The 19906-nt window shown below is 61.3% G+C and carries 14 protein-coding genes; 5 read left to right on the top strand and 9 right to left on the bottom strand.

The annotated features are described in order from the left end of the window. Positions 1-88: 88 nt before the first annotated feature. From rluB to purL, 6 genes are all read right to left on the bottom strand, one after another. Positions 89-952: a 23S rRNA pseudouridine(2605) synthase RluB gene (rluB, locus tag ADS46_RS07575; protein ID WP_066318339.1), complete on the bottom strand. Its 864-nt coding sequence runs from the start codon at positions 950-952 to the stop codon at positions 89-91. Beyond that, the gene (gene scpB, locus ADS46_RS07570) at positions 939-1766 is read right to left on the bottom strand and encodes an SMC-Scp complex subunit ScpB (protein WP_066318336.1); all 828 of its coding nucleotides are present in this window, start codon (positions 1764-1766) and stop codon (positions 939-941) included. Before scpB ends, rluB begins: the two co-directional genes overlap by 14 nt. Next, positions 1763-2716 (bottom strand): segregation and condensation protein A, encoded by a 954-nt coding sequence (locus tag ADS46_RS07565; protein WP_066318334.1) that lies wholly within the window; start codon positions 2714-2716, stop codon positions 1763-1765. Before ADS46_RS07565 ends, scpB begins: the two co-directional genes overlap by 4 nt. A gap of 28 nt (positions 2717-2744) precedes the next feature. Further along, positions 2745-2993: a DUF2442 domain-containing protein gene (locus ADS46_RS07560; protein WP_066318332.1), complete on the bottom strand. Its 249-nt coding sequence runs from the start codon at positions 2991-2993 to the stop codon at positions 2745-2747. 65 nt (positions 2994-3058) lie between these two features. Beyond that, on the bottom strand, positions 3059-4867 hold the full coding sequence (locus ADS46_RS07555) for a DEAD/DEAH box helicase (protein ID WP_082926025.1): 1809 nt from the start codon (positions 4865-4867) through the stop codon (positions 3059-3061). A 28-nt stretch (positions 4868-4895) separates the two neighbouring features. Next, entirely contained in the window at positions 4896-8831 is a 3936-nt protein-coding gene (gene purL / locus ADS46_RS07550) for a phosphoribosylformylglycinamidine synthase (RefSeq protein ID WP_066318327.1), read from the bottom strand. 184 nt (positions 8832-9015) lie between these two features. On the opposite strand from purL, the gene mltF reads away from it, so the two are divergent. Beyond that, on the top strand, positions 9016-10479 hold the full coding sequence (gene mltF, locus ADS46_RS07545; RefSeq protein ID WP_066318325.1) for a membrane-bound lytic murein transglycosylase MltF: 1464 nt from the start codon (positions 9016-9018) through the stop codon (positions 10477-10479). 12 nt (positions 10480-10491) lie between these two features. Continuing rightward, positions 10492-12453, top strand: coding sequence for a sensor domain-containing diguanylate cyclase (locus ADS46_RS07540; protein ID WP_066318324.1), 1962 nt, complete (start codon positions 10492-10494; stop codon positions 12451-12453). 1 nt (position 12454) lies between these two features. Here ADS46_RS07540 and tadA read toward each other — a convergent pair whose 3' ends face one another. Continuing rightward, positions 12455-12922 carry a tRNA adenosine(34) deaminase TadA gene (tadA, locus tag ADS46_RS07535; protein WP_066318451.1) on the bottom strand — a complete coding sequence of 156 codons (468 nt, stop codon included), beginning with the start codon at positions 12920-12922 and terminating at the stop codon, positions 12455-12457. A gap of 86 nt (positions 12923-13008) precedes the next feature. Between tadA and ADS46_RS07530 the strand changes: the two genes are divergently transcribed. Continuing rightward, complete coding sequence (locus ADS46_RS07530; RefSeq protein WP_066318323.1) at positions 13009-13830, top strand: acyl-CoA thioesterase; 822 nt, start codon at positions 13009-13011, stop codon at positions 13828-13830. Between the two features lie 70 nt (positions 13831-13900). Here the strand turns inward: ADS46_RS07530 and ADS46_RS07525 are convergent, their stop codons facing one another. Next, positions 13901-15172, bottom strand: a complete 1272-nt coding sequence (locus ADS46_RS07525; protein WP_066318319.1) for a malic enzyme-like NAD(P)-binding protein — start codon at positions 15170-15172, stop codon at positions 13901-13903. 344 nt (positions 15173-15516) lie between these two features. Beyond that, positions 15517-15732, bottom strand: a complete 216-nt coding sequence (gene rpmE / locus ADS46_RS07520) for a 50S ribosomal protein L31 (protein ID WP_044630499.1) — start codon at positions 15730-15732, stop codon at positions 15517-15519. A gap of 144 nt (positions 15733-15876) precedes the next feature. Between rpmE and ADS46_RS07515 the strand changes: the two genes are divergently transcribed. Beyond that, positions 15877-18099 carry a primosomal protein N' gene (locus ADS46_RS07515; RefSeq protein ID WP_066318314.1) on the top strand — a complete coding sequence of 741 codons (2223 nt, stop codon included), beginning with the start codon at positions 15877-15879 and terminating at the stop codon, positions 18097-18099. 118 nt (positions 18100-18217) lie between these two features. Continuing rightward, the gene (argS, locus tag ADS46_RS07510) at positions 18218-19903 is read left to right on the top strand and encodes an arginine--tRNA ligase (protein WP_066318312.1); all 1686 of its coding nucleotides are present in this window, start codon (positions 18218-18220) and stop codon (positions 19901-19903) included. The last annotated feature ends 3 nt before the right edge of the window (positions 19904-19906 follow it).

The raw sequence follows: 19906 nt of genomic DNA, 5'->3' as shown, positions 1-19906 counted from the left end.
AACGGATGCATATCTTACGGATCGCCTACGCTATCCGCAAGCCTTTTTTGAACTTTTGCCTTAATTTGCCTCTTGTTACAAACGCCCCTCAGCGGCGCTTGGGCTTGCGCATTGCCTGCACCGGGCGACGCTTGTTTTTATCCCGGCTCCAACGGTTCTTTTCATCCGGCGTCAGTTCGGGGACCTTGCGGGTTTCAAGCTGAGCCAGTGCCGCCAGGTCATCCACTTCATCCTGGGACAGCTCGACCCACTCTCCCGCCTTGGCGCGCTTATCGAGGAAGATATTGCCGTAACGAACCCGTTTCAAACGACTTACCGTCAGTTCCTGGGACTCCCAGAGTCGACGAACCTCGCGGTTTCGGCCTTCCAGAATGACCACATGGAACCAGGTGTTGATCCCTTCACCGCCGAACTCCTGAACATCGGTGAACCGGGCGGGACCATCTTCCAGCATCACACCGTCTACCATGGCCATGATATGTTCACGCTTCACTTCACCCATCACGCGCACCGCATATTCACGCTCGACCTGCGTCGAGGGGTGCATCAAGCGGTTGGCCAGCTCGCCGTCAGTGGTGAAGAGCAAAAGCCCACTGGTGTTGATATCCAGGCGACCGATGGCAATCCAGCGCTCGCCTTTCAAGCGCGGCAGGCGATCGAACACGGTGCGACGGCCTTCGGGATCCTTGCGGGTACACAACTCGCCTTCCGGCTTGTTGTACATGATCACCCGGCGCGGTGTTTCGTCTTCCGCTCTCAGCGTCACCGGCCGGTCGTCAACGCTGACCTTGTCGCGCGCTTCAACTCGGTCGCCCAGCTTGGCGACCTGATTGTTGACCTTGACGCGGCCGTCGGCAATCACGGTTTCCATTTCACGCCGCGAGCCAAGACCGGCGCGGGCGAGAACTTTTTGCAGCTTTTCGCTGGTAGGGGGAGTATTACTCTGACTCATGGTCGTCTGACCTCTCATCATGGGTCTGCGTGCGCGCATCCTGGTCATCGGATCGCTGCGCACGTGCCGCCAGGCGTGCCTCTAGGTCGGCAAAGCTCAGCGGCTGGGTTAACGCCGTCTCGGCGTGCGTCTCGGCACTATCGGCCGTTTCGGGTGGCGCATCCTGCACGGTTTCGGGCGCGTCGTCCAGTGCTTCCTGCGTGTCAGAAGACGGCGGATCCGGCAACAGCGTTTGCCCGTCGTTCGTATCAGGCACATCAGCGGCGTCCTGGCCATCGGCTTCCCCACTGACCAGCTCGTGCATCGGCGGCAGGGCATCCAGGGTTTTCAAGCCAAAATCATCCAGAAAGCTGCGCGAGGTCGCGTAGACCGCCGGCCTTCCCGGCACATCGCGATGGCCAACCACGCGTATCCAGCCGCGCTCCATCAGTGTACGCATGATCGAGCTGCTCACGCTGACCCCGCGGACGTCTTCGATGTCACTGCGGGTCACCGGCTGCCGGTAGGCAATCAATGCCAGGGTTTCGAGCAGCGCCCGTGAGTAACGCTGGGGGCGCTCATCCCATAGCCGCGATACCCACTGGGACAGCCGCGGGCGAATACGCAACTGATACCCCGATGCGGTTTCGATAAGCTCCAGAGCGCCGTGTTCATGACGCTCGCCCAATCGGGCCAGCACCTCACGAAGCTCGTTCCGAGACGGGCACTCGCCATCCAGAAACAGCGTTTCCATGCGCTCCAGCGAGAGTGGTTCCCCCGCCGCCAGTAACGCGGCTTCGAGTATTTCCTCCAACGGCGAATCAATCTCACTCATGGTGCTTCCCTGTCGGCAGGTGCTTCAAACGCGCTTTCTTCATCAGAATGTTCGCCAGCGTCATCGATTGCAAAGGCGTCTTCGGGGTCATGGCCGTCGCTAATGGCTGCGGGGCGCGCACGCACATGGATTGGCGAGAGCGGGGCATTTTGCACGATATCGATCATGGCTTCCTTGGCGAGCTCCAGAATCGCCATGAACGTCACCACAACGCCTGCCCGCCCCTCTTCCAGGGTAAACAGCGCGGCAAAGGGCACGTAGTGCGGCTCGCCGCCCTCCCCACCGAGCTGCTCCATGATGGCGAGCATCCGTTCACGGGTGGAGAGTACCTCACGGCTAATATGGTGCGCCTGAGCAAGCTCGGCGCGTTTGAGAATATCGGCCAGTGCGCCCAACAGTTCATCAAGCTCGACCGGCGGATGAATGACCCGCGCCTCCAGCGGCGGCAAACCTGCCTGCACGCTGAACCAGTCGCGGCCAACGCGCGGCAGCGTATCCAGTGACTCGGCGGCTTCCTTGAGGCGTTCGTACTCTTGCAGGCGACGGATCAATTCTGCCCGCGGATCCTCTTCATCCTCGCCTTCCGCTTTGGGCGGCCGGGGCAGCAAGGTACGCGACTTGATCTCGGCCAGCATCGCCGCCATCAGCAGGTACTCGCCCGCCAGCTCGATTTCCATGGCCTTCATCAGTTCCACGTATTCAATGTACTGATGCGTAATGGTGGCCACGTTAATGGTCAGAATATCCAGGTTCTGGCGGCGAATCAGGTAAAGCAATAGGTCAAGCGGCCCTTCAAAGGCTTCCAAAAAGACGCGCAGCGCCTCCGGAGGGATATATAAATCCTCCGGCAATTGAGTGATCGGCTCGTTGAATAGCCGCCCCAAAGCTTCGGCCACCGGCGCTGTGTCCGTGCTTGAGGAGGCTTGGTTTTCGCTTGGCGTCTCGCTCACGCGGGTCGACTCTTGTAATGGAGAAGAATCAGGCGACTGCCTGGGGATGGCCTGTCATATCACCTTGGCCCGCTAGAATCCCATCGATGGATATGTCTTCATCAAGTGCGTCCCAATGAATTCCACGTGCGCTTAGCTCATAGTTCGCAAGCTGTTGAGGCGTTGCATTGAGCAGGCGTGGGTACCACGCCAAAGGCACACCGACGGTACGCCCATCGTTTAACTCAACCCAAAAATTATCCTCATCGAACGTGATTCGTCTAGGTGAAGTCGTCATACCAGGCTCCATATTAATACGTTGAGATATTGGACAGTAGATGGTTTATCTCCACAAGGCACATGCTACCCCGCATCGCTGGCTTTGCGGTAGCGGCCCTGATAATCAAACAGCTTATCGCGAAGCTGCCAGTGGCGCCCTACCTTGCGCCCGACCACGAAGTCGGGATGGCGCAGGCGGTGCTGTTCGCTGACAACCTCCTGAGGTGTGGCAGGTTGCCAGGGCATCCCCGGCGCGCGCAAATGGTCGCGCAAAAACGCTACGAAGAAAGCACGCCGTTGCGCCGACGTCTCCAGGGCAAACCATTCCGCCAGGCTCGCGCCGTCTTCATCATAGTAGGTAACCTTGAGCCGCGGCAGCCCGCGCCCGTTGGTGGTAGCTTCCAGTAACATGCCACTGACCCTTAGCACCCTGGCGTCTTTCAGCTTCAGGGCATCCTTGAGCTTGCTATCCGCGTCGACCAGCAGCGTCTGGCAGCCGTGACAACGGCGGGCGGCGATATCGTTCTCGGCGCCGCATTCATCGCAGACTTTGAAGCGAAAGCGAAACGCGCATTGGCGACGCGTGCCGTTTTCATCTTCGACAAGCCCCTGGCAGCGGCGGCCAAAATGCTCGATCACCAGCTCACCGTCGCGCTTGCCCCAGTACAGGTTGGCATGACCACACTCAGGACACGCCACCTGCACCGGCTCGCTATCGCTATCCGGCCTGGGTTCGCCCACTTCCGGCGCGTAGAGATCCCAGGGGTTGCCTGCATAGTCAAGCACCAGGCAGTCCTGCTTGCCAGGCGCCAGGCGCAGCCCCCGACCCACCATCTGCTGATACAGGCTGACCGACTCGGTCGGCCGCAGTATCGCAATCAGATCCACATGGGGAGCATCAAAGCCAGTGGTCAGCACGGCCACGTTGACCAGGTATTTAAGCCTTTGGGCTTTGAAGGCGTCGATAATCGCCGTGCGGTCCTGGGACACGGTGGCACCGGTAATCAGCGCCGCCTGCCCCGCCGGCAGATAGCCCATGATCTCTTCCGCATGGGCCACAGTCGCGGCAAAGATCATCACGCCCTGGCGCCCATCCGCCAACTCGACGACCTGGCGGATAATACCCGGCGTGGCCCGATTGCCCGCCACCACCTGATTCAACGCCGCCTCCGTGTAAGCACCCGTCGCCGCCGGTACCAGGTGGGAAAAATCATACCCTTCGACCGCCATATCGCGGCGTTTGGGCTCGGCCAGATAGCCTTGCTTGACCATCAACCTGAGCGGCTGCTCGAACACGCAGTCACGAAAGAAGCAGTCATCATTGCCTTTCACCATGCCGTGATAATGGCGGTGATAGATGAACCCCTGCCCCAGGCGATAAGGCGTTGCCGTCAGGCCGAGTATTTTAAGCTGTGGGTTTTGCTGCTGCAGGTGGTCGATTACCTGACGATAGCTGGCGTCTTCATCGAGCGAAATGCGGTGGCACTCATCAACCACCAGCAGAGTGAAGCGACCGTCGGCAAACCGGTCCAGGTTGCGCACCACCGACTGCACCGAACCAAAGACCACCTGTCGCTCGGCCTCTTTACGCTTCAACCCGGCGCTGAATATATCGGCCTCCAGGCCGTAGGCCTGATACTTGGCGTGGTTCTGCTCGACCAGTTCACGCACGTGTGCCAGCACCAGCACTCGCCCTCGCGCCAGGCGGGCAAGCTCGGCTATCACCAACGATTTACCGCTTCCCGTGGGCAATACCACCACCGCCGGGGCGTGGGAAGCACGGAAATGCTCAACCACGCGGCCAACCGCCTGGCTTTGATAGGGGCGCAGCTTGGGTGTCATCACGTCAGTCGCGAAAGGCGGCCCTGAAGCCGCCTTTTGAGGGTATGTCATCCATCACCTGGCATTCGGGCGTCAGGACTTAGCCTAACCACGCCCGAGCATTACGGAACAGACGCAGCCAGGCGCCATCCTCGGTCCATTCGCTGGGGCGCCAGGAGTTGGTCACCGCCCGCGCCACGCGCTCAGGGTGCGGCATCATGATCGTGACGCGCCCGTCGGGGGTGGTCAGCCCGGTAATTCCCGACGGTGACCCGTTAGGGTTCGCCGGGTAGCGGGTCGTTGCCTGACCATAATTATCGATGTAACGCAGAGCGACCTGGCTGCTGGACTGCATCCGGCGCAGGTGGGCACTGTCGCGGAACGCGGCCTGACCTTCACCATGGGCCACGGCAATGGGCAGCTGCGAGCCTTCCATACCGGCCAGCAGGATGGAGGGACTTTTTTCCACCCGGACCATGGAGAGGCGCGCCTCGAACTGCTCGGATTCGTTGCGCACAAAGGTGGGCCAGTCTTCCGCGCCGGGGATCAATGACCGAAGCTGGGATAGCATCTGACAGCCGTTGCACACCCCCAGCGAGAAACTGTCGTCACGCTTGAAGAACGCCGCAAACTGCTCACGGGCACGCTCGTTGAACAGCACCGACTTCGCCCAGCCGCCGCCAGCGCCCAAGACATCACCGTAGGAGAAACCGCCGCAGGCGACGAGGCCTTTGAAGTCGTCAAGCGACACCCGCCCTTCCAGGATATCGCTCATATGGACGTCGACAGCGTCAAAACCGGCCTTGTCGAACGCCCAGGCCATTTCCACCTGGCCATTGACGCCTTGCTCGCGTAGCACGGCCATGGCAGGTTTCGCGGTGTTGATAAATGGCGCGCTGATATCGTCGTTGACATCAAAGCTCGGCGAAGCGCTGAGACCGGGGTCACGAACGTCGAGCAGGTTATCGAATTCATTCTTGGCGCACTCAGGATTATCACGCAGCGCCTGCATTCGATAGCTGGTTTCAGACCAGGTGCGCTGGGTGAGCTGGCGGGTGGTTTCGAGTAGCGGCTCTTCGAACAGCGTGACACGGACCTGATCGTCGTAGCGCGGGCGGGCAATCACGCCACAGGTTTCAATACCGGCCACGGCGAACTGGGTCAGCACCTCTTCGGTGTCCTGGCGATTGACCTGGATCACCGCCCCCAGTTCTTCGGAAAACAGCGCGCCAAACGCTTCCACCGGCTCGTCGACCAGCCAGTCGAGCTTGATTTCAAGCCCGGAATGGGCGGCAAAGGCCATCTCCAGCAGCGTCACCAGCAAACCGCCGTCGCTGCGGTCATGGTAGGCCAGCAGCTTGCCATCGCGGTTGAGGCCTTGAATAACCTCGAAGAACGCCTTGATGTCTTCGGCGTCATCCACATCCGGGCACTCATTGCCGACCTGACCGTATACCTGCGCCAGCGCCGAGCCGCCTATCCGGTTCTGACCGTTGCCCAGATCGATCAATATCAGGTCGGATTCGTCCTGCTCCAGATTGATCTGCGGCGTCAGGGTCGCCAGGGCGTCGGTCACGGGTGCGAAGCCGGTGACCACCAGCGACAGCGGCGAGGTAATGGACTTCTCTTCCACCTCCCCCTTGGGATTTTCGGCCTGCCAGGCGGTGCGCATCGACATGGAGTCCTTGCCCACCGGAATGGCAATGCCCAGCGCCGGGCAGAGTTCCATGCCGACCGCGTGCACGGCGTCGTAAAGCGCCTGGTTCTCGCCAGGGTAGTCGGCGGCGCTCATCCAGTTGGCCGACAGCTTGACGTCGCCCAGCTTGGCAATGGGTGCCGCAGCCAGGTTGGTGATCGCCTCGGCCACCGCCAGACGGGCGCTGGCCGCTGGATCGATCAGGGCCACCGGCGGGCGTTCGCCCATGGCCATCGCCTCGCCCGCATGGGTATCGAAACTGGCGGTTGTCACGGCGACATCCGCGACCGGCACCTGCCAGGGGCCGACCATCTGGTCCCGGGCCACCTGCCCAGTGATAGAGCGGTCACCAATGGTAATCAGGAAGCTCTTCGAGGCCACCGTGGGCAGACGCAGGACGCGGTCCAGCGCTTCGCGCAGGTCCAGATTGTCGAGCATCACCCCCGATAGCGTCGGCGACTGGCGGTTAAACTCACGCAGCATCTTGGGCGGCTTGCCGAACAGTACGCTCATCGGCAGGTCAACCGGCCGGGTCTCGAAATGGCCGTCACGCACTTCAAGATGGTGCTGCTCGAGCGCTTCGCCCACCACCGCGTAAGGGCAGCGCTCGCGGGCGCACAGCGCCTCGAACGTCGCCAGGTCGTCGGCCGCCACCGCCAGCACATAGCGCTCCTGGGCTTCATTGCACCAGATTTCCAGCGGGCTCATGCCCGGCTCGGCATTGGGCACCGCACGCAGGTCGAACAATCCACCTCGCCCGCCGTCCTTGACCAGCTCTGGCAGCGCATTGGAAAGCCCGCCAGCACCGACATCGTGAACAAAACGAATAGGGTTATGGTCGCCCATCGCCCAGCAGCGATCGAGCACCTCTTGAGCACGGCGCTCGATTTCCGGGTTTTCCCGCTGCACCGAGGCAAAATCCAGGTCGGCGCTCGACACCCCGGAGGCCATGCTGGAGGCAGCCCCACCACCCAGGCCGATCAGCATCGCCGGGCCGCCCATGACGATGAGCTTACCGCCGACAGGGATGTCACCTTTCTGGACGTGCTGGGCGCGAATATTGCCGTAGCCGCCAGCGATCATGATCGGCTTGTGGAAACCACGCCGCTCGATGCCGTCTTCGCTGAGTACGTCCTGCTCGTAGGTACGGAAGTAGCCCGTCAGGTTGGGTCGGCCAAATTCGTTGTTGAAGGCCGCACCGCCGATCGGGCCATCCAGCATGATCGAAAGCGCTGACTGCATGCGTTCGGGTTTGCCATAGTCGAAGGCTTCCCAGGGCTGAACGAACTCGGGGATACGCAGGTTGGAAACGGTAAAGCCGGACAACCCCGCCTTGGGCTTGCCGCCGATACCGGTCGCCCCTTCGTCGCGAATCTCGCCCCCGGAGCCGGTCGCCGCCCCGGGGAAAGGCGCAATCGCCGTCGGATGGTTATGGGTTTCCACCTTCATCAGGATGTGGATAGGTTCCTGATGGGTGCCGTACAGGGCGCGCTCATCATCCGCGCCGGTCAACGGTGTCGCAAAAAAGCGCCCGGCCTGGCTGCCCTTGATCACCGCCGCGTTGTCACTGTAGGCAGACAGCACGTTGTCCGGCGAGGTCGCAAAGGTGTTCTTGATCATCTTGAACAGCGAGTGATTCTGCGGCTCGCCGTCAATCAGCCAGTCGGCATTGAAGATTTTATGGCGGCAGTGCTCGGAGTTCGCCTGGGCGAACATCATCAGTTCGACATCGCTTGGGTTGCGCTCCAATTCATTGAAGGCCTCGACAAGATAGTCAATCTCGTCATCGGCAAGCGCCAGCCCCAGCTCACGGTTGGCGGTGGCCAGGGCTTCACGGCCGCCGGTCATGATGTCCACGCTACCCAGCGGCGCCGGGTCGTGGTGGGCAAACAGCTTGGCGGCATCCGAGGCATCGGTGAGCACGGTTTCGGTCATACGGTCGTGCAGAAGGGCGGTCAACGCCCTGAGCCCCTCTTCATCCGGCATGGCGGTCATGCTTATCCGGTAATCGACGCCACGCTCTATGCGGCTGACCTGGTGCAAACCACAGTTATGCGCGATATCGGTGGCCTTGGAGGACCAGGGGGACTGAGTACCAATGCGCGGCACCACCAAAAAACGCTGTGCGCCCTTGGGTGGTTCAACCGCTGCTTCATGGCCGTAATCCAACAGCTGCACCAGCCGCTGATGAGCGTCCGCCTCCACCGGCGCGTGATGGTCGATAAAGTGAACGTAGTCGGCGGATAGCGCCTCGACCTCGGGAACACGTTCACGCAGCACCGCTAATAGCCGAGCATGACGGAAGGCAGAAAGGGCGGGCGCGCCTCGCAGTTCGAGCATATCCAGAAGCCTCTAGAGCAGGGAGAATTCGAGCAGGGAAATCACCGGGCCGCCGTGCGGCCTTCTTTTATGACACTAATTAATGCCTATGATACTGGAAAGCGTCGGCCACACGAAATCAACAAGGTGACAGTCTGCCGATGGCTGGGTATCGTGGCAGCTTCTCCCGCGCCGACAAGACACTATGCTGACGCTGATTTGCCGACATTTTCTCGCTTGCTCAAGCTATTACTACGCACTAACGGCCATTGCGCTGCTGGTGATGATGCCGACCTTTTCATTTGTGCCGGAAGGCGAGCACCTGGAGCAGATACGCCAGCGCGACTTCATCACCCTGCATACGCGCAATACGCCGACCACCTATTATGAAGGCCGCCATGGGCCAACTGGCTTCGAGTATGAACTCATGCGGCGGTTTGCCGATCGCCTGGGGGTCAGCCTTAACATCGATGCCAGCCACCACCCCGAGAGCGTGCTACCCGCGGTGCGTGAGAAAGGCGACCTGGGGGCAGCGGCGCTTCCCCTGCTCACCGATACGCCCGGCATTCACTACACCCGGCCGATCATCAACATGCAGCCACTGGTCGTCTACCGTCGCGGACTCAACGGCATCACTGAACCCAGCGACCTCGTCGGCCTGTCGCTGGGCACACTGAGCGGCGCAGGCACAAGCAAGGCATTACGCGAGCTGCAGGAAGACTATCCCGAATTAAGCTGGCGCGAGTCCCACGAGCTGGAGGTCGCCGAGCTACTGGCCCAAATCGAAGATGGCCGTTTCGACGCGGCCGTGATTTTTGAACATCAGTTCCGCATTAACCGGCTGTTTTTTAAAAATGTCGAGCATGGCTTCCCGCTGGGCGATCCGGTTTCGATGGCCTGGGCGGTTCCCAGTGGCCGGGGGTTGGGGTTGCTTAAGGCAGCAAACCGCTTTCTTGAAGACCTTCAACAGACAGGGGCTCTCGACCAACTTGTGGCACGCTATTTCGGCCATGACGATTACCTAGAGTATGTCGGTACACGCACCTTCCTCACCCATCTGGATGCCCGCCTTCCCCGCTTCACCGAGGACTTCAAGCAGGCCGCCGAGAATACCGGCTTCGACTGGAAACTACTTGCCGCCATCGGCTACCAGGAGTCCCACTGGGACCCCGAGGCTGTCTCGCCCACCGGCGTACGCGGCCTGATGATGCTGACTCGCCCTACCGCCAAGGAAATGGACATTGAGAATCGCCGCGACCCAGCGCAAAGCATCGACGGCGGCTCACGCTACCTGCGCAGCATCATGGACCGACTTCCCGACGACATCACCGGAGACGACCGCCTGTTCATGGCAATGGCGGCCTACAACGTTGGTCTGGGGCATCTTTACGATGCCCGTAAAATCGCCGAAATGCGCGACGGTGACCCGGACAGCTGGGCGGATGTGCGCGAGGCGCTGCCCTTGTTGCAACAGCGCGAATGGCATAGCAAGACGCGCCACGGTTACGCGCGGGGCGGAGAGCCCGTCATTTATGTGCGCAACATTCGCCGCTACTACGAAATGATCGAGTACGTTGAACGCAGTCGCCAGCAGTTCTTCCAGCTAGAGCAAACGCCTGTCAACGCAGACCCCCTGTTAATGTTCGAGTTGATACCGCCGCTTGATTAAGTCGAGATCGTAATGCCTCCAACGTTTCGCAACCGCTTTGCGCTGACGCTTGCTATCGCCGTCTTGATGGGGGCGACAACGCTGCTGTGGGTGACGCCGGGAATGACCGCACTGGCATTGTGGTTGCTGGCGCTTGCCCAGTTGGCTTTCATGCGCTGCATCCGAGCACTGGCGTGCCTGCTTGCCGTTGTCGCCTTCGTGATACTCGCCCCGGGCATGCTCAGCTACCTGCTGCCCGAAGCCTGGCTGCCCACCGCCAGTTGGCAACGACTGGCCGAGCGTTTTTTACCGGATGCAACGATTGAAACATTCAGGGCGCCATTACTCACGACAGTCGCCCTGCAACTGACTGCACTCAGTCTAACTCTACAGTTACGTGCACGACTGGGCGCACCGCTATTGAGCGCTTCGGCCGCGCTATTACTCGGCCTGCAAAGCATTGAGCCTGCCCTGCACCCGGGCTTCAAACCCTTGCTCAACTACGCGACGACCTGGCCTGCGTTAACCCTCCACGCGGCCCTGTTAACCGTACAGGTGACACATGCCCTTCCCTACTGGCGAGGCAAGCGGCGCTATTTGGCTGTCACGTTATGGTCAACGCTTGCCGTGGTCGGCTTATCGTTGCTGCTTTGGCAGCAGCTTCACTTGCAGGCCGAACGCGCGCTCTACCAGCGCGCCGAAACCCGCGTGCAAACTCTGGCAACACAGCTCAGCCGCGAGATTACCGCACACCTTGACGCCATGCGCCGCTTTGCGCGCACCTGGGAGCTACAAGCGACGCCGCCCAGCTATGCCCAATGGGTACAGCAGGCAGAAGGTTACCAGCAGGACTTTGGCTATTTGATCAATATGGCTTTCATCACACCTGACAGCGGTATTCGACAGGTATACCCCGCCACCCCCCTTAACCTGAGCACCCTTGGGCTGCGCCTTTTCGACGAACAACCAGCAGGACGTCGCGCGCTGGAGCCTGCATTACGTGGCGAGCGCGAGGGCAGCACCGATATCATCGAGCTACTCCAGGGTGAACGCGGCATGATCCACTATTTGCCCGTCAAAAATGAGCAGCAAAGACCCATAGGCGCAGCGGCCATGGTCGTAAGCTTCCCCCAGTTGGCTGACACCTTATTCAGACAATTGACAGGCGATGAAGGCATTATTCAATGGCACAACGGCGAGCAGGTGCTCGCCGCCTACGGCGATACCAGGCATCCGGGCCCATGGATTTACCACCACCAAGTGATGCTTGGCGATAAAGCACTGACGCTCTCGGATCGGCCGCAACGCGACTACCTACTGGGCCAACTCCCCAGGCTACCCACCTTGAGTCTCGTACTGGGCCTGACCTTTGCCTATCTCGTGTACCTGGTCATCTATAGCTTCAAGCGCCTGGGTGACCAACATCGCGCCATGCTGCAAAGCAACACCTCGCTGCAGCAGGAAATACGCACTCGCAGTCAGTTACAGCGCGAGGTTGAATGGCTGGCCAGCCACGACGAGCTGACAGGCATTCCCAACCGGCGCAACTTTCTCGACCACGTCAGCATGCACCGATCCAAGCGGCCACTCAGCCTGGCGCTGTTTGATATTGACCACTTCAAGTACGTCAACGACCAGTTGGGCCACCTGGTAGGCGACGACTACCTGGCACGCATGGCGTTAATGGGAGAGGCACTGATGGAACTGCATGGCGGTATTTTTGCGCGTTATGGCGGCGAGGAGTTTGTCGCCTTGCTGCCCGGCTTGGACATGGAGGCCGCCCGAAAGCTGGCCGATACGCTGCGCCTGCAGGTCATCGATGCCTGCTTGACCCATGCCGATGGCGAGCCGATCACCCTGAGCGCCGGGGTCGTGAGTGTCACCGACCCTCAACCGTTCGACATGACGCGCTTGATGCAAACCGCCGACAAGGCCCTTTATCGTGCCAAGCGGGAAGGCCGCAATCAGGTCGCCACCGGCAGCATTGATGACTAGGCTACCGGCCTGCCTCGTCCCGCCTGGCGGCAAAAAAAGCTTTTAAGCACCTGCTTGACTGCCCCGCCAGCACCCCGCCCTCGACGTCAATGGCATGATTGAACCACGGCTGCGCCAGCAAATTGGCTTTAGACTCGACCATACCGGTGCGCGGCTCGGCAGCCGCGTAGACCAGGCGGCGCAGACGGGCATGGATCATCGCCCCGACACACATCATGCAAGGCTCCAGCGTCACGAATAACGTACAGCCAGCCAAGCGGTAGTTACCTCGCTGGTGGGCCGCCGCCCGTAGGGCGCGAATCTCTGCATGACCGCTTGGGTCGCAGCTGGATACCGGGGCGTTGCCAGCCTCGCCGATAATCCTGCCGTCGGCGTCAACCACCACGGCCCCCACCGGCACTTCGCCCATCTCAGCCGCCAGATGCGCCTGGTCCAACGCCCGGTGCATGTAAAATTCATCGCTGCGAATCACAGCAAACTCCGTTAAGGTAACAAAACGATCGTATGAACGGCGCCCTTGAGCGCCGCCGAATGAGAGACTACAGGATACCCAGAATGGCAGACGCGCTGAATACGCTGGTCAACTTGCTTGAGCTAGAAGTCCTTGAAGACACCCTTTTTCGCGGCCAAAGCCAGGACCTGGGCTTCCCCCAACTCTACGGCGGGCAAGTACTGGGGCAGGCGCTCGCCGCCGCCAGCCGCACCGTGCCCACCGAGCGCCGCCCGCACTCCCAGCACGGCTATTTTCTTCGCCCCGGGGACCCCCACCGACCGGTGGTCTATCAGGTGGACACCATTCGCGACGGCGGCAGCTTTACCACTCGCCGCGTGACAGCGATTCAGAAGGGCCGCCCGATCTTTTTCTGCAGCGCCTCGTTTCAGAGTCACGAAACAAGCTTCAGTCATCAGCGCGCGATGCCTGAGGTGCCGACACCCGAGGCGTTGATAGAAAGCGGTGATGTCAAACATTCTCGCTTCCCTGGCCACCCGATCGAGTTTTTGCACCTCAAAGGGAACCCGGATCAGTCAGAGCCTGCCGGTCAGTGCCTGTGGTTTCGTCTGGCTGGCAGTCTACCCGATGACGCGGCCCTTCACCGTCACCTGCTCTCCTATGCGTCCGACTTTAACCTGCTGACTACCAGTCTGACGCCCCACGGCATCCGCTATACCGACCCGCAGTTGCGCATTGCAAGCCTGGACCATGCCCTCTGGCTGCATGACGATACCCGCCTGGACGATTGGCTGCTGTACGTTATCGATTCGCCGTGGGCGGGTGGCGCCCGTGGACTTGCCCGGGGGCATATCTACCAGCGGGACGGCCGCCTGGTCGCCTCTACTGCCCAGGAAGGCCTGACACGCTATTCAACCGCCGACTGAACGACCAACGCCCGCGGATAGCGGGCGTTGGCAGTAACAATAGCGGATGGTGGCAATGGGCTATCGGGGCCTATTCGCCGTAAACGTCATTAATCGACTGCAGCGGATAGTGCGCCGGATACGGCTTGCGTGCCACGCCTGAATCCACCGCCGCCTGGGCCACCGCCGAGGAAACCCGCGCCAGCAGTCTTACATCGACGGGCGTGGGAATGATGTACTCGCGGCCAAACTGCATGTCGGCACGCTCGTAGGCATCCAGCACCTCCTGGGGAACCGGCTCGCGGGCCAGGTCCTTGAGGGCATGCACCGCCGCCAGCTTCATGGCTTCATTGATGCGCGTCGCGCGCACGTCAAGCGCGCCGCGAAAGATGAACGGGAAGCCCAGAACGTTATTTACCTGGTTGGGGAAGTCGGAGCGACCGGTCGCCATGATCACATCCGGGCGCGCCTCCCGGGCGACATCGGGATGAATTTCGGGGTCCGGGTTAGTACAGGCGAAAATCACCGGATCCGGCGCCATTGTCTTCACCTGCTCAGCCGACAACAAGCCAGGGCCTGACAAACCGATAAACACATCGGCACCGTCGATGGCGTCATCCAGGGTGCGCATGTCCGTGTCCCGGGCGAACTCGGCCTTGTATTCATTGATGCCTTCGCGATCGCTGTGGATAACCCCGCGACGGTCGAGCATGATCAGGTTTTCCTTGCTCGCCCCACAGGATACCAGTAGCCGCATGCAGGCAATGGCCGCCGCGCCTGCGCCCATGCAAACAATCTTGACGTTGTCGATCGTTTTACCGGCAATGTCCAGCGCGTTCAGCATGCCCGCGGCGGTGACAATCGCCGTGCCATGCTGGTCGTCGTGAAACACGGGGATACTGCAGCGCTCGATCAGCGCCTTTTCGATTTCAAAACATTCAGGCGCCTTGATATCTTCGAGATTGATCCCGCCCCAGGTATCGGCAATGCGCGCCACGGTGTCGATAAACGCCTGAGGGCTTTCCGCATCCACCTCGATATCCACCGAGTTGATACCGGCGAAACACTTGAACAACACGCCCTTGCCTTCCATTACCGGCTTGCTGGCCAACGGCCCCAGGTTGCCCAGCCCGAGAATCGCGCTGCCGTCGGAAATGACCGCGACCAGGTTTCCTTTACCAGTGTAGCGATAGGCATTTTCGGCTTCGCGGGCAATCTCCCTGACCGGCTCGGCCACCCCAGGACTATACGCCAGCGCCAAATCCCGTGCCGTCGCGGTGGGTTTGGTCAACTCCACCGACAGCTTGCCGGGAATCGGCTTAGCGTGATAATCCAAGGCGGCCTGCTTGTTTGCATCGGTCATGGTCAAGGGTCCAGTTACATAGAAAGGAGATAAGTGGTGCCAGAATATAGAAAAACCCCGGCCCGCTCAAGCAAGCGGTAAACCCGGCATGAAAACGGTCGTTTAATCGACTTTTACCTTCATTTCGTAACATTTAAAACATTTTTAATGAAATTTATGCGTAAACGCTTCAACGGTAAGGGTTGTTTCCATTAATGCATTGCAGCATTTATGGAAATTTTTTCCACTTTGTCCCGACACCTGCCTACTATCCATTGCCACGCTGTCGTCACCTAATAAAAAAACCCACGCCTTGGCGTGGGTTTTCGCAAGCCCTGGGGCTTTCGATATGGCGGATCGTAAGATCAGCCGCGCTTGATTGCAGCGCCAAAACGCTTGTTGAAGCGCTCTACACGGCCACCGGTGGTCGCCTGTTTCTGCTTACCGGTGTAGAAAGGGTGGCAGTTGGAGCACACGTCCAGGGAGAAATCCTGACCCGACGTGGAACCCACCTGGAAACTAGCACCGCAGGAACAGTTGGCGGTGACCGTGTTGTAATTCGGATGGATACCTTGTTTCATCTTGAGCCTCATCAGCGGTATGCCGCCACCTGATCTCGTGCCAGGCACCGCATACGGGTTTAAAAAACGACTAACCGGTTAATCGCTCCTTCGTTTAAAGTCAGAGCGGCCGCGTATTCTAGCAAAACTAATGCCGGAGGCCAATTGTCCGACGCTGTTTCCGCCCAGGTGCTCAAAATCGCCCTACCGTCGCCGTTGCGACGCCTGTTCGACTACTTGCCCAGCCGCCAGCCACCGCCCGGTGGCTGGCAGGTCGGTTTGCGGGTCCGCGTTCCGTTCGGCCATCGCGATGTCGTCGGTGTGATCGCTGAACTGGCAGACCACAGCGACCTGCCGCACGCCCAACTGCGCAGCGTCAGCGAAACATTGGACGACGCCCCGCTGCCCGCCGATTGGCTATGGCTTTGCCAGTTCACGGCGCGCTACTACCAGCATAGCCTGGGCGACACCCTGGCCATGGCCATGCCGGCACGGCTACGCCAGGGCCATCCGATGGCCGGACGCACGCAAACACTCTGGCGTGCGTCGGGTACGCCGGACGATGACCGCTTGAGCCGCGCCCCGAAGCAGGCGGCGTTACACGCGCTGCTGCAACAACATCCCCACGGGTTGCCGGGACGCGCGGTCAATGCGCATGGGTTTAGCCGCGACCAGTTACTCGCGCTGGAAAAAAAGGGCCTGGCCGAGGCGCAGGACATTACCCTCACCGCCCCCACGCCTCCCGGCGGCAGCCTGTTGGCAAGCCCTGCGTTGCCGCTTAACCGGGAGCAGGCGACGGCGTTGGCCGCCCTGCATGAAAAACTCGATGATTACCACCCTTGCTTGCTGGAAGGCGTTACCGGCAGCGGCAAGACCGAAGTTTATCTGCAGCTGATCGAGGCGGTGGCGGCCAAGGGCAAGCAGTCGCTGGTGCTGGTACCCGAAATCGGCCTGACGCCGCAGACGCTGGCGCGCTTCAAAAGCCGCTTTCGCGTGCCCGTCGTGGCCTTGCACTCAGGGCTTACCGACCCCGAGCGCCTGGATGTCTGGGAGGCCGCCGCCAGCGGGCGGGCGCTGATCATCATCGGCACCCGCTCGGCGATCTTCACCCCCCTCGCCAACCCTGGTGCGATCATCGTCGACGAAGAGCACGACGGCTCCTACAAGCAGCAGGACGGTTTGCGCTATCACGCCCGGGACCTGGCCGTCGCCCGCGCCCACCGCCATAAAATCCCCCTGTTGCTGGGCAGCGCCACACCGTCTCTGGAAAGTCTGCAGCAGGCGTTGACGGGGACTTACCGGCATTTGCGTCTAACCCAGCGGCCTAGCCGTCACCCGCCCGCCAAACTCGAGCTGGTGGACATGCGCCACCAGCGGCGCCAGGGAGGGCTATTACCGGCCTCCCTCACCGCCATCAAAAACACCCTGGCCGCTGGCAAACAGGTGCTGATCTTCATCAACCGGCGAGGCTTTGCGCCGACAATGGCCTGCCACAGCTGCGGCTGGCTTGCCGAATGCGGCCAGTGTGACGCCCGCATGACCCTGCACCGCCAGCCGCCGCTGCTTGCCTGCCACCACTGCGACAGCCGCCGCGCCCTGCCGGACGCCTGCCCGGAATGCGGCAGTGGCGATTTACGCGCCCTGGGCAGCGGCACGGAACGTACCGAAGAGACCCTGCAAAGCCTGTTCCCCAAGACCACGGTGCAGCGCATCGACCGCGACAGCACGCGGAAAAAGGACAGTTTCGAGCAGATGCTGAAGGAGATCCAGCGCGGCGAACCCTGCCTGCTGGTAGGCACGCAAATGCTCGCCAAGGGCCACCACCTCCCCCATGTGACGCTGGTGGTGGTGGTCAATGCCGACGGCGGGCTCTACGCGGCGGATTTCCGGGCCCTGGAACACAGCGCCCAGCTGCTCGAGCAGGTCGCCGGTCGCGCCGGTCGGGCGGCCCATCCAGGGCGCGTGCTGGTGCAGACCCTGCATCCCGACGACCCACACCTGGGCCAGCTTGCCGAGCACGGCTATGGCACACTGGCGCGCAGCCTGCTGGAAGAGCGCCGCCTCGCGCAGCTGCCGCCATTCTGCTTCATGGCACTGCTACGCATTGAAAGCCCCAAGGAAGACGCCGCGCTTGGCCTGGCCCGGCAGGCCGCCCAGGCCCTGCGCCAATGGCTGTCCAGCAGCGACGCACAAGCCCGCTGCCTGGGACCGGTCCCCGCCCCCATGGAGCGCCGCCAGAACCGTTACCACCTGCAGGTCATGCTGACCGCAGACAAGCGCAGCCAACTGCACGCCGCCGCCAGTTGGTTGACCCAATGGCTGGAAGCCAACCGCGACGCACGCCGGGTCCGCTGGTCGATCGACATTGATCCACAAAGCCTGTCCTAGGCGCCAGCCGACACACCGCTTTGAAACTGCGGCTCAATTGCCGATAATGGGGCACCTTGCCGCTGAATAGCGATGCGTGCATGCCCACGCCGCCACTGATTAACACCCGGATACTTAAATGAAAGACACGATTAGTTCACTGCTCGACGGCGCGGTTTCCGCGCTCAAACACCAAGGCGTGCTGCCCGCTGATCTAGCGCCCACCATCAAGGTGGACCCCACCAAGGACAAGGCCCACGGTGATTACGCCACCAACCTGGCGCTGATGCTGGCCAAACCGGCCGGCATGAAGCCCCGCGAACTGGCCGACGCCCTGGTCGCGGCACTGCCGCCAAGCGACGCCATCCAGAAAACCGAAATTGCCGGTCCCGGGTTCATCAACTTCTTTGCTGCCTCGGACGCCGCCGCGCAAATTGTCGCCCAGGTACTCGACAGCGGGGATGCCTTTGGCCGCAGCCTGATTGGCAGGGGGGAGAAAGTACAGGTCGAGTTTGTCTCCGCCAACCCCACCGGACCATTGCACGTGGGCCATGGCCGTGGCGCTGCGATCGGCGACTGCCTGTGTCGCCTGCTCGATGCCAGCGGCTATGACGTGACCCGCGAGTTCTACTACAACGATGCGGGCGCGCAAATCGACAACCTGGCGCGCTCGGTACAGGCGCGCGCCAAAGGGCTGGGCCCCGAGGATGACAGCTGGCCGGAAGACGGCTATCGCGGCGAATACATCATGGATGTCGCCAGGGATTTCATGGCGGGCAAGACGGTGAGCGCCGACGATCGCGAGGTCACCGCCAATGCCAACGCCGATGACCTTGACGCGATTCAAGCCTTTGCCGTGGCCTGGCTACGCCGGGAGCAGGACCTCGACCTGAAAGCCTTCGGCGTCGAGTTTGACGTCTACTTTCTGGAATCTTCGCTGTATGACGACGGCAAGGTGGACGCCACGGTCGAGAAACTCATTGCCGCAGGCCATACCTATGAAGAAGACGGCGCCATGTGGCTGCGCACCACCGACTTCGGCGATGACAAGGACCGCGTCATGCGCAAGCGGGAAGGCGGCTATACCTACTTCCTGCCCGACGTGGCCTACCATCTCGACAAGTGGCAGCGCGGCTTCACGACGGTGATCAACGAGCAAGGGGCCGACCACCACTCGACCATCACCCGGGTACGCGCCGGGCTACAGGCGCTGAATGTCGGCATCCCCAAAGGTTGGCCGGACTATGTGTTGCACCAGATGGTGATGGTGACCCGTTCCGGCGTCGAGGTAAAACTCTCCAAGCGCGCGGGCAGCTACGTCACCGTCCGCGACCTGATCGACGAAGTGGGCCGCGACGCGACGCGTTTCTTCCTGGCCGCCCGCCGGGCCGACTCGCAACTGACCTTTGATATCGACCTGGCGCGCTCCCAGTCCAACGACAACCCGGTCTACTATATTCAGTATGCCCACGCCCGAGTGTGCAGCATGCTGCGCAAGGCCGAAGCGGCAGAACAGCCTTTCGATCACGACCTTGCCATGGCCAACCTGGCCCTGCTGGACAGCGACCAGGAGCGCGCCGTACTCAACCGCCTGGCCCGCTACCCGGAAGTCATCGAAAACGCCACCCACAATCGCGAACCCCAGCAGGTCGCCCAATACCTGCTCGACCTCGCGGGTGATTTCCATACCTGCTACAACGCCGTCAAGGTCATGGTCGAAGACGACACTCTGCGCAATACGCGCCTGGCGCTGGGCCTTGCCACCCGCCAGGTGCTGCGCAATGGGCTGGATTTAATGGGGGTCAGCGCCCCCGAGGAGATGTAGGCC

Origin of the sequence: Halomonas sp. G11, from assembly GCF_001663515.1 — a bacterium.
In the GTDB taxonomy this organism is placed as follows: Bacteria; Pseudomonadota; Gammaproteobacteria; order Pseudomonadales; family Halomonadaceae; genus Vreelandella.
The sequence above is the reverse complement of the archived record's forward strand: the minus strand, read 5'-3'. Positions and strand labels throughout refer to the sequence as shown.

Bases quoted from the DNA above. Each gene is read 5' to 3' on its own strand.
- rluB (WP_066318339.1), bottom strand. From the start codon at position 952: ATGAGTCAGAGTAATACTCCCCCTACCAGCGAAAAGCTGCAAAAAGTT.
- scpB (WP_066318336.1), bottom strand. From the start codon at position 1,766: ATGAGTGAGATTGATTCGCCGTTGGAGGAAATACTCGAAGCCGCGTTA.
- ADS46_RS07560 (WP_066318332.1), bottom strand. From the start codon at position 2,993: ATGACGACTTCACCTAGACGAATCACGTTCGATGAGGATAATTTTTGG.
- ADS46_RS07555 (WP_082926025.1), bottom strand. From the start codon at position 4,867: ATGACATACCCTCAAAAGGCGGCTTCAGGGCCGCCTTTCGCGACTGAC.
- purL (WP_066318327.1), bottom strand. From the start codon at position 8,831: ATGCTCGAACTGCGAGGCGCGCCCGCCCTTTCTGCCTTCCGTCATGCT.
- mltF (WP_066318325.1), top strand. From the start codon at position 9,016: ATGCTGACGCTGATTTGCCGACATTTTCTCGCTTGCTCAAGCTATTAC.
- ADS46_RS07540 (WP_066318324.1), top strand. From the start codon at position 10,492: ATGCCTCCAACGTTTCGCAACCGCTTTGCGCTGACGCTTGCTATCGCC.
- ADS46_RS07530 (WP_066318323.1), top strand. From the start codon at position 13,009: ATGGCAGACGCGCTGAATACGCTGGTCAACTTGCTTGAGCTAGAAGTC.
- ADS46_RS07525 (WP_066318319.1), bottom strand. From the start codon at position 15,172: ATGACCGATGCAAACAAGCAGGCCGCCTTGGATTATCACGCTAAGCCG.
- rpmE (WP_044630499.1), bottom strand. From the start codon at position 15,732: ATGAAACAAGGTATCCATCCGAATTACAACACGGTCACCGCCAACTGT.
- argS (WP_066318312.1), top strand. From the start codon at position 18,218: ATGAAAGACACGATTAGTTCACTGCTCGACGGCGCGGTTTCCGCGCTC.